This window comes from Halobellus sp. H-GB7 (assembly GCF_030848585.1).
Taxonomy (GTDB): domain Archaea; phylum Halobacteriota; class Halobacteria; order Halobacteriales; family Haloferacaceae; genus Haloquadratum; species Haloquadratum inordinatus.
Map to the genome: position 1 here is coordinate 35,494 of NZ_JAVDDW010000005.1, position 15,228 is coordinate 50,721.

General features: G+C 66.1%; 16 protein-coding genes. 5 read left to right on the forward strand and 11 right to left on the reverse strand.

Features of this window, described 5'->3' with window-relative positions:
• Positions 1-38: 38 nt before the first annotated feature.
• Positions 39-530 carry an N-acetyltransferase gene (locus RBH22_RS10500; RefSeq protein ID WP_306677440.1) on the forward strand — a complete coding sequence of 164 codons (492 nt, stop codon included), beginning with the start codon at positions 39-41 and terminating at the stop codon, positions 528-530.
• 97 nt (positions 531-627) lie between these two features.
• On the opposite strand, the gene RBH22_RS10505 is transcribed toward RBH22_RS10500, so the two are convergent.
• Both RBH22_RS10505 and RBH22_RS10510 read right to left on the reverse strand, forming a co-directional pair.
• The gene (locus RBH22_RS10505; RefSeq protein WP_256545505.1) at positions 628-1,476 is read right to left on the reverse strand and encodes a translation initiation factor eIF-2B; all 849 of its coding nucleotides are present in this window, start codon (positions 1,474-1,476) and stop codon (positions 628-630) included.
• A gap of 94 nt (positions 1,477-1,570) precedes the next feature.
• Positions 1,571-1,846, reverse strand: a complete 276-nt coding sequence (locus RBH22_RS10510) for a DUF5822 domain-containing protein (protein ID WP_121569533.1) — start codon at positions 1,844-1,846, stop codon at positions 1,571-1,573.
• A gap of 119 nt (positions 1,847-1,965) precedes the next feature.
• On the opposite strand from RBH22_RS10510, the gene panB reads away from it, so the two are divergent.
• Positions 1,966-2,751, forward strand: coding sequence for a 3-methyl-2-oxobutanoate hydroxymethyltransferase (gene panB, locus RBH22_RS10515; RefSeq protein ID WP_306677441.1), 786 nt, complete (start codon positions 1,966-1,968; stop codon positions 2,749-2,751).
• A 68-nt stretch (positions 2,752-2,819) separates the two neighbouring features.
• Here the strand turns inward: panB and RBH22_RS10520 are convergent, their stop codons facing one another.
• Complete coding sequence (locus tag RBH22_RS10520) at positions 2,820-3,587, reverse strand: alpha/beta hydrolase (protein WP_306677442.1); 768 nt, start codon at positions 3,585-3,587, stop codon at positions 2,820-2,822.
• 191 nt (positions 3,588-3,778) lie between these two features.
• Here RBH22_RS10520 and RBH22_RS10525 point away from each other — a divergent pair, with 191 nt between their 5' ends.
• Positions 3,779-4,027 carry an Hsp20/alpha crystallin family protein gene (locus RBH22_RS10525; protein ID WP_256545508.1) on the forward strand — a complete coding sequence of 83 codons (249 nt, stop codon included), beginning with the start codon at positions 3,779-3,781 and terminating at the stop codon, positions 4,025-4,027.
• Positions 4,024-6,285 (forward strand): CDC48 family AAA ATPase, encoded by a 2,262-nt coding sequence (locus RBH22_RS10530; protein WP_306677443.1) that lies wholly within the window; start codon positions 4,024-4,026, stop codon positions 6,283-6,285. Before RBH22_RS10525 ends, RBH22_RS10530 begins: the two co-directional genes overlap by 4 nt.
• A gap of 39 nt (positions 6,286-6,324) precedes the next feature.
• Here RBH22_RS10530 and RBH22_RS10535 read toward each other — a convergent pair whose 3' ends face one another.
• The 6 genes from RBH22_RS10535 to RBH22_RS10560 form a co-directional block, all read right to left on the reverse strand.
• Positions 6,325-6,735: a hypothetical protein gene (locus tag RBH22_RS10535; protein WP_256289694.1), complete on the reverse strand. Its 411-nt coding sequence runs from the start codon at positions 6,733-6,735 to the stop codon at positions 6,325-6,327.
• Positions 6,736-7,063: 328 nt separating this feature from the next.
• On the reverse strand, positions 7,064-7,534 hold the full coding sequence (gene bcp, locus RBH22_RS10540) for a thioredoxin-dependent thiol peroxidase (protein ID WP_306677444.1): 471 nt from the start codon (positions 7,532-7,534) through the stop codon (positions 7,064-7,066).
• Positions 7,535-7,584: 50 nt separating this feature from the next.
• Positions 7,585-8,712, reverse strand: a complete 1,128-nt coding sequence (locus RBH22_RS10545; RefSeq protein WP_306677445.1) for a hypothetical protein — start codon at positions 8,710-8,712, stop codon at positions 7,585-7,587.
• Positions 8,709-9,866, reverse strand: coding sequence for a DNA primase small subunit PriS (priS, locus tag RBH22_RS10550; protein ID WP_256545513.1), 1,158 nt, complete (start codon positions 9,864-9,866; stop codon positions 8,709-8,711). Before priS ends, RBH22_RS10545 begins: the two co-directional genes overlap by 4 nt.
• Positions 9,867-10,043: 177 nt before the next feature.
• The gene (locus tag RBH22_RS10555; RefSeq protein ID WP_256289698.1) at positions 10,044-11,102 is read right to left on the reverse strand and encodes a TrmB family transcriptional regulator; all 1,059 of its coding nucleotides are present in this window, start codon (positions 11,100-11,102) and stop codon (positions 10,044-10,046) included.
• A gap of 143 nt (positions 11,103-11,245) precedes the next feature.
• Entirely contained in the window at positions 11,246-11,986 is a 741-nt protein-coding gene (locus tag RBH22_RS10560; RefSeq protein WP_306677446.1) for a PAC2 family protein, read from the reverse strand.
• A 103-nt stretch (positions 11,987-12,089) separates the two neighbouring features.
• On the opposite strand from RBH22_RS10560, the gene RBH22_RS10565 reads away from it, so the two are divergent.
• Positions 12,090-13,229, forward strand: coding sequence for a mechanosensitive ion channel family protein (locus RBH22_RS10565; RefSeq protein ID WP_306677447.1), 1,140 nt, complete (start codon positions 12,090-12,092; stop codon positions 13,227-13,229).
• Positions 13,230-13,262: 33 nt separating this feature from the next.
• Here the strand turns inward: RBH22_RS10565 and RBH22_RS10570 are convergent, their stop codons facing one another.
• Both RBH22_RS10570 and RBH22_RS10575 read right to left on the reverse strand, forming a co-directional pair.
• Positions 13,263-13,670 carry a universal stress protein gene (locus tag RBH22_RS10570; protein WP_306677448.1) on the reverse strand — a complete coding sequence of 136 codons (408 nt, stop codon included), beginning with the start codon at positions 13,668-13,670 and terminating at the stop codon, positions 13,263-13,265.
• A 103-nt stretch (positions 13,671-13,773) separates the two neighbouring features.
• Positions 13,774-15,168 (reverse strand): bifunctional metallophosphatase/5'-nucleotidase, encoded by a 1,395-nt coding sequence (locus tag RBH22_RS10575; RefSeq protein WP_306677449.1) that lies wholly within the window; start codon positions 15,166-15,168, stop codon positions 13,774-13,776.
• Between the last annotated feature and the right edge of the window lie 60 nt (positions 15,169-15,228).

A 15,228-nucleotide genomic window follows, 5' to 3' on the forward strand; every position in this document is an offset into this window, starting at 1 on the left:
ACGGAGGAATTATATCGGTCGTGGTTCTATTCAAGCGCGTGAGCGTCAACGTCGAGATGCGGGTGGACGCCCCAGGTTCCGCGGAGTACGCCGAAGACGCGTGGGACCTGAAAGAGCGCATCCGAACGCGCGAGGGGGTACTCAAACAGCGCCGGACGTTCTTCGTCGACGCCTACCGGCGCGCGCGCGATCACCTGCTCTACGAGGAGGAAGAACTCGTCGGCTTCGCGTCGGTTCGCCGGGACGGCTACATTCTGTTTCTCGCGGTCTCCCCGGAACATCGCGGCGAAGGCTACGGCAAGCGGCTCGTCGCCGCCGCGCTCCAAGAGCACGATTCGATCTCCTGTCACGCCCGGGCGACCAACGAGTCCGCACTCTCGTTTTACGACCACCTCGGCTTCGAGATCCAGCGGCGGATCACCGGCTACTACGAGGACGGCGGCGACGCGTACTACCTCCGCCTCGGCGACGGCTCCTCGCTTCGCGAGAAGTTCGCCGATTTCTTCCGTCGGTCCGTCGTCGGCGAGTGACACTGTCGGACAGCAGTTCGTGAATCATGTTGGCACCCACGGGGTGCCGATGATTTTCACATCGTTCTGTCCGACAGTATGAGTCGTCTCCGCGCGACTAGAGGTTCTCGACGCCGTTGTCCGTGATCACTTCGTCGACCAGTTCCACGGGCGTCGCGTCGTAGGCGGGATTCTCGATTACGACGTCCTCGATCGGTTCGAGCGAGACCTCCGCGGGCGAGCGGAACTCGTTCTCGAAGACGAAGCCGTCGTCGACGATCTTCGCCGCCGAGCCGACGACCGTCACGGGGACGTCGAGGTGGTTCGCGGTCGCGACGATCGGGTACGTGCCGACGCGGTTGTACAGCGTGTCCTCGACGATGCAGTCCATCCCGACGACGACGCGGTCGCAGTCTTCGAGGAAGGTCCCGGCCGCGCCGTCGACCATCAGATGCGTGTCCACGCGGTCGATCTCGGCGAGCCGACGCGCGGCCTTCCGGCCGAGGTAACGCGGCCGCGCCTCTGTGACGTACGCCGTGAGGTTGTTGCCGTCTGCTGCGGCCGTCTCGACCGCTTCGAGGACCGTCGACGAGAAGTCGTGCGTGAGGAACGTTTCGCCGTCCTCGAAGATCGAAACGGCGTTTTGCGCGGCGCGGGATTTCCCCTGCTGGACGTCTTCGACGACTCGGTCGATCACGTCTTCGAGGAGCGACTTCGCCTCCGCGACGGTGTCTTCCCGATCGACGACGTTGACGAGGACTGTCTGCATCGCGTTGAACAGTGACGCGTGCGAGGGGTTCGCGCGCTTGAGCGCGCTCACGTTGCGTTCGAGGTCGCGCTCGAACTCCTCGACGGTGGCGTGATCGCGCTCTGTGAGTTCCGAGAGCGCCCGCGTCGCCTTCACGGCGACGACCGACGAACTGTGCGTCTGCATCTCTCGGATCTCCGCTATGGTCTCGTCGATCATATCCGAGAGTCGGTGACTCGGGTGAAAGGCCTTCCGACGAGGCGCCGGAAGCAGCGGTGTTAGTGCCGACGGCCTCGAGCGAGCGCGCCCCGGGTCAGTCGTCGCTGTCGGGGATCTCGTCGGGGTCGCGACCGCCGTCGCCGGCGTCGAACCGCCGCGCGTAGAGGAAGACCGCGAGGGCGACGACGATCCAGACCACCGCGCCCACTCGGATCGCGAACTCGACGCGCGCACCCCAGGTCGGCAGGGTCGTCTGGATCGAGAGCGCGGCGACGACCGGCGCGCCAACGACGATGGTGAGCACGAACGTGGTCTGCATCACCCACCCGTAGTCGACACCCTCGGGGTCGGACGTCTCGACTGGTTGCACGTTCGAGCCTTCGTCGGCCGCGCAAAAGCGGTGCCGGTTTTCGTCGGCTGCGGTGCCGGTCCCCGACGGCCGCTCGCCGGCAACGAACGGTTTAATCGGGCTGACGACGACCTCAGCCTGTGACGACGGTACGCGACATCCGCGAGCGAGCCGATTCCGATGCACAGCCCATCACGATGCTGACGGCGTACGATGCGACGACAGCCGCCGTCGTCGAGGAAGCGGGCATCGACGTGATTCTCGTCGGCGACAGCGTCGGCGACACGGCGCTGGGTTACGACTCGACGCTGCCGGTGACCTACGACGAGATCGCCTCCCGGAGCGCCGCGGTCGCCCGCGCGACCGACGAAGCGCTCGTCGTCGCCGACCTGCCGTTTCTCTCGGTGGGCGTCGACGAGAGCGAGAGCGTCCGCAACTGCGGACGGTTGCTGAAGGAGGCCGGCGTCGACGCGGTGAAGATCGAGTCCGGCGAGCACACCGTCGAACTCACCGAGCGACTCGTCCAGTTGGGGATTCCGGTGATGGCGCACGTGGGGCTGACGCCGCAGCGGGTCAAGGAACTCGGCTACGAGAAGCAGGGCACGGGTGCCGAAGACGCCGATCGGATTCACGACCTCGCGAAGCGCCACGCCGAGGCCGGTGCTTTCTCTGTGGTCCTCGAACACGTGCCCGCGTCGCTGGCGGCACGCATCACGGCAGCTCTCGACATTCCGACGATCGGCATCGGAGCCGGCCCCGACTGTGACGGGCAAGTGCTTGTCGTCGACGACGTCCTGGGGCTGAGCGAGCGCTCGCCGCCGTTCGCGCGCCGGTTCGGATCGCTCCGCGAGGAGATGTCCGATGCCGTCGAAGCGTACCGCGACGCGGTCGCGTCAGGTGAATTCCCGCCCAGCGAAGACAGCTAAGCGGAGAACACATCCGGGAGTCGGCTGAATCGGCAGACAGTCGATAAGAGCCGAGATGAGCCCCGTTGTCACTCCGTCAGGAACGCGCTGACGGCGTCGTTAAACTGTTCTGGAACCTCTAACATCGCGAGGTGTGCGGCGTCGTCGAGGACGGTCACTTCGCAGTCCGGCAGTTCGGCGCAGAGTTGTTCGTGGTAGTACGGTGGCGTGAGGCGGTCGTACTCGCCGACGAGCGCGAGCGTCGGCACGTCGATCACCGCGAGTTCGCCGCGAACGTCGAAGGCGTGGGCCGTCCGAAAGTCCCGTTCGAGGATGTCACTCCCCGTCTCGCGAAGCGCCGCCTGCGACAGTTCTAGCGTGGCGTCGTCGGCGTCGTGAAAGAGGTGATCGGGCTCCTGGAAGAACTCGAGGACGCGCTCGAAGTCCGCTGAAACCCACCGAAGGAGGTCGTCGAGGACCGGCAGTCGCGCGCCAGCCCCTGCGAGGATCGTTTCCGAGACGTCGAGGTCACGCTCCAAGAGCGTCGTGAGCACGACTGCCCCACCGAGCGAGTTCCCGAGGAGGACGTCGGCGTCGACAGCCTCGGCGACCGCGACGACGTCGTCTACGTACGCGGAGAGGGCTTCGTACCCGGGTTCGGCCGAGACGTCCTCGCTTTCGCCGTGACCGCTCAAATCGAGCGCGACGAACTGGAACTCGGTAGCGAGTTTCGACTGCGGGGTCCAGACCCGGTGCGTGCCGCCGCTGCCGTGGACGGCGAGGATCGTCGGCCCGTTCGCCCCCCGATCGAACGTCCGGTAGGCCGTCTCTCGGCCGTGATGTGTCACGGTTTGCATACCGTTTCGTTGGGCTGGCGGCGATATAAACCCTCAGCGCGGTCGTGTAGCGAATCGACGTCGTCACCGGGAGCCGACGCACACCCCCGAATCGCAATTCAACCGCTATTTCGGTATACCCTCCGCAGTGATGCGATTTATGCGCGACAGATTTAAATATCTACGCGACTAACTTGGAGTTAGGAATACCAATGAGTAGCAATCAATTAGCCGGTGAAAGCGAGCGGATCGTCCGCCGGTACGAGTACGACGACTGCTGGGTTCTCGCCGCGGACGTCGGCCTCGCCTCCGAGGACATCGACGTCGACATCGTCGGTACGACCGCGATCGTCGTGGCCGACACGGGCGAGCAGATCTCCGAGACGGAGTTCGAACTCCCCGGTGAGGAGGCATCGGTCGCGACGAACAACGGCGTGCTCACGATCACGGTCGAAAAATGAATCTCACGGTCAAACCGCTCAAGCAGAAGGACGCCGGACGCGGCCTCGCGGCGATCGACCGCGAGGCGGCCGAGGAGCTCGGCCTCGAAGGCGGTGACTACATTCGCATCGACGGCAACGGCGGCACCGCCATCGCTCGCGTCTGGCCCGGCTATCCCGAGGACAGCGGCACCGGCGTGATCCGCATCGACGGCCGACTCCGCCAGCAGGCGAACGTCGGCATCGACGACCGCGTCGAAGTCGAGAAAGCGGACATCAAGCCCGCCAAACACGTCTCTGTGGCCCTCCCGCAGAACCTCCGGATCAGCGGCAACATCGGCGCGCACCTCCGCGACAAGCTCGCCGGCCAGCCCGTCACGCAGGGGCAGAACATCCGCGTGCCGTTCGGGTTCGGCTTTATGACCTCCTCGAATCAGCCGATCCCCCTGAAGATCGCTTCGACCGAGCCGAGCGGCACGGTCGTCGTTACGGACTCGACCGAGGTGTCGATCAGCCAGACGCCCGCCGAGGAGATCCAGTCCGCAGAGGAAGCCGAGAGCGAGACGCCCTCGGTGACCTACGAGGACATCGGCGGCCTCGACCGGGAACTCGAACAGGTCCGCGAGATGATCGAGCTCCCGATGCGACACCCCGAGCTGTTCCAGCGGCTCGGTATCGAGCCGCCGAAGGGCGTCTTACTCCACGGCCCGCCGGGCACGGGGAAGACCCTGATCGCGAAGGCCGTCGCCAACGAGATCGACGCCTCCTTCCACACCATCTCGGGCCCCGAGATTATGTCGAAGTACTACGGGGAGTCCGAAGAGCAGCTCCGTGAGATCTTCGAGGAAGCCGAGGAGGAAGCCCCCGCGATCGTCTTCGTCGACGAGATCGACTCGATCGCCCCCAAGCGCGGCGAGGCCGGCGGCGACGTCGAACGCCGGGTCGTCGCCCAGTTGCTCTCACTGATGGACGGCCTCGACGAACGCGGTGAGGTCGTCGTCATCGGCGCGACGAACAGAGTGGATGCGATCGACCCGGCGCTGCGCCGTGGCGGTCGCTTCGACCGCGAGATCGAGATCGGCGTGCCGGACCGCGAGGGCCGAAAGGAGATCCTCCAGGTCCACACGCGGAATATGCCGCTCGGAGACGGCGTCGACCTCGACGAGTACGCCGACAACACCCACGGCTTCGTCGGGGCCGACATCGAGAGCCTCGCGAAGGAAGCCGCGATGAACGCCCTCCGGCGCATCCGCCCAAAACTCGACCTCGAATCCGATGAGATCGACGCCCAGGTGCTCGAATCGCTGTCGGTGACGACGAACGACTTCAAAGAGGCGATCAAGGGTATCGAGCCCTCGGCGCTCCGCGAAGTGTTCGTCGAAGTCCCCGACGTGACCTGGGAGAACGTCGGCGGGCTCGAAGACACCAAAGAGCGGCTCCGCGAGACGATCCAGTGGCCGCTGGAGTACCCGGAGGTCTTCGACGCGATGGATATGCAGTCCGCGAAGGGCGTCCTGATGTACGGGCCGCCCGGGACCGGGAAGACCCTCCTGGCGAAGGCCGTCGCCAACGAGTCCGAGTCCAACTTCATCTCGGTGAAAGGGCCGGAACTCCTCGATAAGTACGTCGGCGAGTCCGAGAAGGGCGTCCGCGAGATCTTCAAGAAGGCCCGCGAGAACGCACCCACCGTGGTCTTCTTCGACGAGATCGACTCTATCGCCACCGAGCGTGGTCGCAACACGGGCGATTCGGGCGTCTCAGAGCGCGTCGTCTCACAGCTGCTGACCGAACTCGACGGCCTCGAATCGCTCGAGGACGTCGTCGTCGTCGCGACGACGAACCGGCCTGACCTCATCGACTCGGCGCTCCTCCGCCCGGGCCGGCTGGACCGCCACGTCCACGTGCCCGTCCCCGACGAGGACGCGCGCCGGGCGATCTTCGAGGTCCACTCCGAGCACAAGCCGCTGGCCGACGACGTCGACCTCGACGAACTGGCCGCGCGGACCGACGGCTACGTCGGCGCGGACATCGAAGCGGTCTGCCGCGAGGCCTCGATGGCTGCGAGCCGCGAGTTCATCAACAGCGTCTCGCGCGAGGAAGTCGCCGAATCCGTCGGCAACGTCCGCGTAACGATGGCACACTTCGAGCAGGCGCTCGAGGAGGTCGGCCCCAGCGTGACCCAGGAGACGCGCGAGCGCTACGAGGAGATCGAACAGCGCTTCCAGACCAGCGAGGTCGAGCGCGAACCCGACGCCGAGTTCAGTCGGACGTTCCAGTAAGGGACGCCCGCCGAACTGTTTCGTTTTTATCGATTCGTTTCACGCCGACGAGTCGTCGCTGTCGGCGTCACCGCTGTTGGACTGTGTGACCCCGGCATTCGGGAAGAAGTACTCGTAGTGAGTCAGGAGATACAGGAGTACGAGCAGCGAGACGACGACCGCGACGGCGAACCGTGAGTCGCCCGCGAGAATGTTGCTCATCGCGAACAGCGCGCCCAGTCCGTAGACGACCATCGCACCCCACCAGCCCCATCGATGGCGCGTCCAGAGGAGCGCCGCGACTGCGACGAGCACGAGACCGTAGCCGACGCCGAGAACGCTCCTGGCGGTGGCGCCACCCACGACGAACACGAGTCCGTAGAGGCTCGTGAGGGCGGCCGCCACGCCGACGCCGAGGGGTGGCCAGGGGCGACCCCACCGATTCGATCGCTCTCCCGCTGTGTCCGACATATCCACCTCTCGGGGCCGAACCGCCAAAGACCCACAGGTAGCCACGATTTTCCGTGGCTGATCGAGGATCGAGAACCGGCGGTGACCGCGATCTGACTCGATTGATCCGCCAGGACGTGCCCGCTCGGACCGCCTCACGTTCGACCGATCGACGAGTTTTTATCCGGACTGTGGAGTATGTAGTAGTACGTTCTTCTCGATAGCCACAGAATACAACCAGTTTAGAGTTTATTCCAGCGGAAATCTGGTGTTCGCTCCGGTCGACCAGGACGCTAGCTAGCCACCTATAGATTCGACCACGGTGTTTCAGATTCGACCTCGCTACTCCTTACGCAGCGTCGCGTTCCGCGAGGTCGTCGAGGATCGCTTCGGCGTGTCCGTCTGGGGAGACGCCCTCGTACGCGAGGACGACGTCGCCGTCGGGACCGACGACGTAGGTGTTCCGGAAGACGCCGTCGAAGGTGTTGCCGAACATATTCTTCTCCCCGTAGGAGTCGTACGCGCTCGCGACGTCCCCGTCCGGGTCCGAGAGCAGTCGGAACGAGAGGTCGTACTTCTCGGCGAACGACGCCAGGTCGTCGACGGGGTCGTCGCTGATCCCGAAGACGGTCACGTCGCGGGCCTCGAACGCCTCGAAATTGTCGCGAAACCCGCACGCCTCCGTCGTACATCCAGGGGTGTCCGCACGCGGGTAGAAGTAGACGACGACGTACTCGCCGCGGTGTGCCGACAGCGAGGCGGTCTCGCCGTCCTGATCGGGCAACTCGAAGTCTGGGGCGGTCTCTCCGGTGTCGAGCATCACCGGCAGTTTCGCAGAGAGGCGCTTCAACGTACCGCTCGGCGGTGCAGTCAGTCGAGGCGTTCGGCCGCGTCGCGGTCCAGCAGCGGGCCCGCGTTGGTCGACGGGAGCGTCACGACGTCTTCCGATGCGAGGTCGTACTCGCGCTCGTCGACGCCGAATATCTGCCCAACGTCTTCGGTGATGCGGAGCGTGACGCGGTCGGCGTCGTCGGCTTCGGAACTATCCGACGGATCAGCGTGGGCGCTCTGCGTGGCCGCAGATTCCGGTGCAGCGTCTGTGTGCTCCGGCAGCGGGGCGGCGCCGGCGACGCCGCCGTCGGGTTCCCGGCCGTCCCTGTCGTGATCGTTGCCGTTGCGACCGTCACCGACGTTCTCGACGACGGGCGCATCTTGCGCTGCGGCGTCCGGCGGCGCGTCCGGGGGCACGTCCGGCGACGGCCCAGACGACTCCCTCCCAGTGGAATCGTCGTCCGACGCGTCGACGCCGGCGGAATCGGCGTCTGTCGACCCCATCGCCTCCGCGAGGACGTCGTCGGGCGCTGTGGCCCCCGACGGGGTGGGTGCATCCACGTCCGCCCCGCTCTCGTGAGACGGGGGATTCGACGGTTCAGTGGTCGACGCCGACGTCTCGGGCGTCTCGGCGGTATTCGCCTCAGACGGTGAGAGATTGGAAGGGGCAGACGGCGTTGGGTCGGAAGGCTCCCCCGGTGCCGGCTCCTGGGACGACGACGCAGGGGCGGGCGCGTCCCCGGTCACGGCTTGGGTGTCGTCCGGCGTCGCACCCTCGCCTTCGCCCGAGAGGACGTCGAGGACGGTTCCGCGGCTCTGTTTGATCCGAGCGACGAGATCGTCGAACAGCGCTTTCTCCTCGGCGGTGAGGCCGTTTGTGTCGGCGCTCATATCCGCGGCCGCGAACGACGCGAGTTTGACCACTTTGCCGACGCGGCGCTCGTAGATCGACTCGACGACGTCTTCGGCCGTCTCGATCTCGTCGGTGAGCTGGCCGACCTCGGGGTCTGCAAAGGGGTCCGCGGCTTGCTCGGCCGCGCGCTGTCGCTCGGCCTTGCGCTCTGCGATGTAGGCGGCGACGTCTTCGTAAAACGAGTCGCGGAGGTGCTGGAGGCTGTCCTTTTGGCGCTCTGTGCGTCGGACGCTCCGCAACTCGTCTAAATTCATTCTTTAATTTTCTCCGCGCGCCCTCGGGTCATCAAGAAGATCCCGAGGCACTCTTCGAGGGATTGCTCTCCCTCCTCGATAGTAAACGTGTCGCCGTCGAACGTCGTCGGGCCGGGGTCGGTGACGTTCACCTTGATTTCCCGCCCGCGGAAACGGTCGGGAATCGCGTCTTCCAGCGGCCTGAAATCGTCGAGTTCCGCGCGATCCAGCGGCATCACAGTCAGCCCCGAGCCACCGTGGAGACTCCCCGGGAGACGGATGAGCCGCTTCGTGTCGGTCGTCACCGGCTCGTCGATCGGTGCCGTCTCCGATTCGACGGCCTCTGTCGTGAGCGCGTCGACGAGAATGCGAGTCCCCGGACCGCCGGCCTCGACGTTGCCCTCGCGGATCGCCTCGAAGTTGTGCTGGATCTGCCCCAGGATCGTCTGTGCTCGGCCCTCGCCGATGCCGTCGAGTTCCTGGAGTCGGTCGAGCGCGTCCGCCTCGTCCATCTCGCGGAGCGATTCCGCCAGGTCGACGAGGCGGGAGTGGACGCGCGCGCCCCAGCCACCGCGACGGCGGAGCACGCGGCGGGTCGTGCCGCGGTTGGATTCGGTGTCGATGAGGCCATCGACGTCCAGGTCGATCGCGCGGACGTAATCGACGATTTCGCGACGCGCCTCGCTATCGAGGCCTCTGACGGACGGGTCGCGGACGTGGACGTGGTAGCCGCGGCCGCCGGAGAAGACGACTTCGGTCTCCTCGAAGTCGAAGTCGTCGTCGATGAACGACAGGAGGTTCAGCAGTTCGTCCTTGCAGGCCGCGAGCATCTCCGCGTAGGAGGTCTCCTCGGGGTCGACGCCCGGGAGGTGGTCGGCGTCGAGGTCGAAGACGAGGTCCGCAGACTGCCAGCCCTTCTCGTCCATCGAACTCGCGCCGGGGTCCGAAAACCGGGCCGACGAGAAGTAGACGTGGCGCGGAGCCGTGCGGTGGAGGAAATCGCCCAGATCGCCCACGTCGAGCAGCGACTGGTGACGGATCATCGTCGTCGCCCCGGCGCTCCAGGGGATGTGGCCCCACTCGCGGCGCTCGGCGGCGGGCGGGAGGGAGACGTCGCTACGGCGGTAGTAATCGCCGAATCGGCCTTCGAGATAGGTCCGCGTGCGCGCCTCCATCGGTCGATGGCGATAACACAGGGACTCCTAAAGCGGTTGCGTCTCGCCGACGGCGGCACGGGACTCGTGACGCGCCGGGCGGGACGTGGGACGGTTCATACTGTCGGACAGAAGTTCGTGAATGATGTTGGCACCCACGGGGTGACGATACTTTTCACATCGTTCTGTCCGACAGTATCAGAACTGCTCGCGCTCGGGGACGCCGTCGCGGCCGAGGATGATCTCTTGAGCTTCGACGTCTTCGAGCGCGGCGACGAGTCCGCCGACTTCGAGGACGCCGTCGTCCGTCTTGAGGCGAAGCGAGGCGACTTCTTCGGTCTCCTCGAACGTCGTCGTCTCGACTTCTCCTTCGATGATCACCGGATCTCCCGTCTCGATGTCGCGGCCCGTGATCGACGCGTAGAACGGACCGTCGAGTTCGCGGACGTCCTTCACGGCGCGGCGGATCGACGCGTAGCGGCGGGGGAACGGGCGGCGCTTGCCGTCGGTGACGAGGGTCTCCGCGGTCGACCAGAGGACGGTCCCGAAGAAGCCCGAGACGAGGAATCCGAGCGCCGAGCGGTTGAAGATGACGCCGTAGCGGTCACGGTCGTCGCGAAGCGCGTCCTGAGTCGCATAGATCGAGTAGTTGCCGTCGGCGACGGCGAGCACCGGCGAGGTGATGCCGCGGCGGGCGCGGGCGACCGTCGCGACTTCCTGGTAGTCGAACTCCGAGGGGTCCGGTGCGCGCGAGGCCGGCGTCACGAGCAGGTCGATGCTCACGCCGTCGTCGAGGGCGGCGGCGAGATCGTCGCGGAAGCGGCGGAGCAGATCGGGAGTGAGAGAGAGCACCAGTTCGTACTCGGCGTCCTCGATGATCTCCTCGAAGTAGCGCAGGATCGTCGAGCGCGACTTGACAAGCGAGACGGCTTCGGTATCTCGCGCCGGGGCAGTATAGCGAGCCTCCAGTTCGGAGACGAGGTCGTCGAGCGACTGCTGGACGTTGCCGAAGGCGTCGTCGGGCGCGACCGCGACGATCTTCATCGGCCGCGACTCACGAAGTTCGACGAGGCCGCGGTCCGAAAGGCTGCGGACGGTGTCGTACACTCTCGGCTGCGGGATCTCGGTTCGGTCGGCGATCTCGGAGGCGGTCAGTTCGCCGTGTTCGAGCACGGCCAGATACGCCTCGATCTCGTATTCGCCGAGATTGAAGCGCTCTCCGACCCGCTCCAGCGTCGTGCGGAGTTCGTCTGCCATACGTGGGCCTCTCGCCCCGTTCACTTACCATTTACTATTGTTCGAGTAGCACAGTGTTTCGGAACAGGGTTGCATCCGGCCGCACGCGGCTGAGTCGGTCGCGTTTCCCCAACCGGTCGACCACTGCGTGCCAGGCAGATCGGTCACATATACATCCTGTCTTCGGGGAGATCGTCGTCACGCGCCTGCATTCGATCTGCGAGTTCGGCGTAGTACTGCTCGACTTCGGCCGCGAACGCTTCGAGCGGCTCGGAATCGATGTCGATGCCGTACACGTCTCCGACCGTCTCGACCAGGCGGATCGCGGCCTCGACGTCCGGGACCTGCGCGTGGACGGGCGTGACGAACGTACAGACTCCGAGTGGCGAGTCGAGGCCGCGTTCGATGAGCGCAGCGTTGGTCCCGTCGAGAAAACCCTGCCCCATCGGCGGTATCGACCCGTCGGCGAGTCGACGCTCGCGATAGTCGTCGGTCGCGATGTAGTACGTTCGGTGTTCGTTCGGGCCGTGTGGGATGGGGACGCCCGAGAGGATAGCCACCTCGCGGACGCCGTTCGCTTCGGTCCAATCGAGGATCACGTCGGCGAACGTCCGGCCAGCCCCCACGGGGACGAACAGTTCTCCGACCAGAACGCTCACCTCGATGTCGTCGCGGGAGAACAGCCGCGTGTGGTGTCGTGGACGCCCCTCCTCGAACGGCGTCACCGTCGGCAGGCCCTCCGCGGAGAGGTGCCCCTGCTCGTTCAGTTCGAGGTGGTCGACGAGGTAGTCGACGGCGGTCAACCCCGCGAGGCCGAACGACGAAAAGCCCGCGAGGAGCGTCTCGCTCGGCTCGGAGTCGTGAGTGATCGTGAAATCCGGCTGTAGTGGCGGGGGATCGGCCATATTGAGTGTGACGGTAACATACCTCTTATGATTTTCTCGCAGACGACGCCTGCGCCGCCCTCGGGAAGAACGCTTATGCTTCGCCCCCGTCGTGGACGCAGATATGCAGTCGGCGACGACGTCCACGGGAACGCCGGTACCGACCCCTACGCCGTCCGTCGGCGAATCGCTCGGAGGCGTCGTCCCCCAGTGGCTTCAGTTCCCCGGCTGGCGGTGGGTGTTGGCCGCGCTGATCCTCGGATTCGGGATCCTCCTCTCACGATACGTCGTCCGACTCGTCGGGCGCTCCGTCGCGAGACAGTTCCGCCGACAGAGCGTCGCGCAGATGGTCTTGCGGCTGATCCGGGTTGGGGTGATCATCATCACGCTCGGCGTCGCCGCCAGCGTCCTCGGGCTGGAGATCGGTGATCTCGTCCTCTCGGTGACGGTTTTCTCGGCCGTCCTCGGTATCGTGCTCGCGCCGATCGTCGGGAGCATCATCAACGGGCTGTTCATCCTCGCCGACCAGCCGTACGAGATCGGGGATCTGATCGAGTTAGACGACGGCCGGCGCGCGTTCGTCGACGAGATCACGATCCGCTACACGAAGCTGTTTACCCTCGATAACACGTTCCTCGTCATTCCGAACTCCGCGATCCGTGATCACTTCGTGACGAACTACTCCGCGGAAGACGAACGCGTCCGCCTCAGTCTTGACGTCCTCGTCACCTACGGATCCGATACCAAACACGCCCGGAAGTTGATGCGGCGCGCCGCCGCCAGAGACGACGAGGTCATCGAGGGCGGACCGGACATCCGGATCGGAAGTGCCCGGTATCCCGCCCGTCCGACGGTCCTCCGGTCGGCCTTCGGTGACGACGGCGTCGTCCTCACGCTCCGCTACTGGGCACAGAAGCCCTACAAGATCCCGACCATAGAGTCGCGGGTCCGCGACCGGATCTGGGACACTTTCCACGAGGCCGACGCCGACATCGAGTTCGCCTATCCGCACCGGCACCTGGTCTTCGACGACACCAGCGGGACGCTCGACGCGCGAGTGAGCGGGCAACGCGGACCGCTGGACGGACGCGAAGCAGACGGCAGAGTCGCACGCGGGGAGGTAACTGGTAGAGAAGCAAGCGGTAACGACGACGAACGAGGCGTAACCGAGCACGCCGCAGTCGAGCGGGGGGCAGTCGACGAACCCACCACCGAGACCGACGCGACCGACGACACAGACGAGTCGTCAGCCGACGACGCATAGGAGACGCGTCGGGCCGTCCGAACACGTCGTCCGCTACTCGTCGTCGCGGACGGTAATCACCGTACAGTCGAGCTTCTCGCGGAGGTACGACTCGATGTCGGGGTCATCGAGGAACCGACGAAGCATCGTCCGCCACCGGCTCGCCTGCTTCGAGCCGATGACAATGACGTCCGCCTCGTCGGCCGCGATCTCTTCGAGGATCGTCTCCTCGACGAGAAAGCCTCGACGAACGACGTAGCGCGTGCGTTCGAGCGGCCCGAACGACGCTTCGACGGCGCGCTTCAGTTCGGCGCGGGTCACGCCGCGGTTCTCCTGATAGAGGTCGACGTGGAGGACCGTCAACTCGGCCTCCCGGTCCTTGGCGATCCGAATAGCCTCCGAGAGCGTCGCTCGCGAGTGCTTCGACAGCGGATACCGGACGGGAACCACGACGCGCGTCATCGTCGGATCTGACGCCCCCACGGCTCCTGAACGTTTTCACTCCGGAGGGTTTCGCGGCCGCGACCGTCTCGAAAGCGCCGACGCAGTCCCTCAGTCGCGGCCGTCATTCGTCCGTTCCTGTGGGCGTCGTTCGACCGTCCGAAACGCGCTCGATCCGCCCGTCGACCGTCCCGTCGATGCCGAACTCACGAGCGTACGCGGCGAGGACCTCGAACTGGATGTCGCCCTCGCCGGCGCGGTGCCGTTCTTCGAGCGTCGGGAACTCGTGGTCGGTATGCAAGAGATACGCGGAGGTCGCGATCGTATAGCGCTCCTCTCGGTCGATCGGCTCGCCGCCGACCCGCGCTTCGAGGAGTCCCGTCGCGTCGTCGTCCCACCGGAGTTCCGCCCCGGAGACGTGGCCGTGCCACCACTCGGGTTCGCCGAAGTCGACGACCGCCGCCGCCGACTCGCGGAAGACCTCCCAGAGTTCTGCGCCGGTGAGTTCCGCGCGGACGACGCGTTCCTCGAAGGGAATGACGCTCACGAGGTCAGCGACGGTGACGTCGCCCGAGAGTGGCGGACCGTCACGGATCCCGCCGCTGTTCTGGAGGCCGACGTCGGCCTCCAGGGACCACCGGTAGGCGTCGGCGACGAAGTTGCCGATTCGGGCCTCGCCGCCGAACACCGTCGGTTCGCTGCGGTCGATCGGCTGGTCGACGTGGGCGACGACCTCGTCGAGTCCGGCGGCGTCGACGCGCCCCTGGAGTGCGGACACGACGTCGTCGGCAACGGGGGCGTCGGCGGTCTCGTGGCGTTCGACGTCGATCGACCCTGACTCCTCGAGCGTTACCTCGAAGACGACGCGGCCGTTCGCGCCCGGACGGAGCAACAGCGTCTCGTCGACCCACTCGCGCCGCTCCGCGTGGACGTGCCCGCCGAGGATCACGTCGACGTCGACGCGGCGCGCGAGGTCGTCGTCACCGCCGCCGAGATGTGAGAGCGCCACGACGCGGTCGACGCCCGCCGCACGCAGTTCGGCGACGGCCGTCTCGGCGGCCTCGTAGGGATCGCTGAACCGCAGTTCCCCGGCCATCGGGTTGAGCGAGGGCGTCGCGGGGTCGGTGACGCCGACGAAGCCGATCCGGACGCCGTCGACCGTCTCGATCGTATGCGGAACGACGTCGTCGGCCGCGAAGCGCTCCCCGTCGCTCTCGTAGACGTTCGCCGACACCCACGTCTGGGGCGCGGCGGCGACGAGCGACCGCGTCGCCTCCGGGCCGTAGTCGAAGTCGTGATTGCCGAAGGTCTCGACGTCGGCGTCGACGGCGCGAAAGAGATCCAACGCCTGTCGGCCCCGTTCGATCAGCGAGAGCACGCCCGGTGCGGTGTTGTCGCCGCTCCCACAGACGAGCGCATCGTCGCCGGCCAGAGAGCGGAGCGCGCCGGCGAGGCGCCCCACGCGGGCCGGGTCGTCGTAGACGTTCTCGACGTCGGAGTAGTGGAGGAGACGCGGCATTCACGCTCTCTGGTGGGGCGACAGAAAAGAAGTCGTCGGTGTGTCGTCTGTGTCGCCACA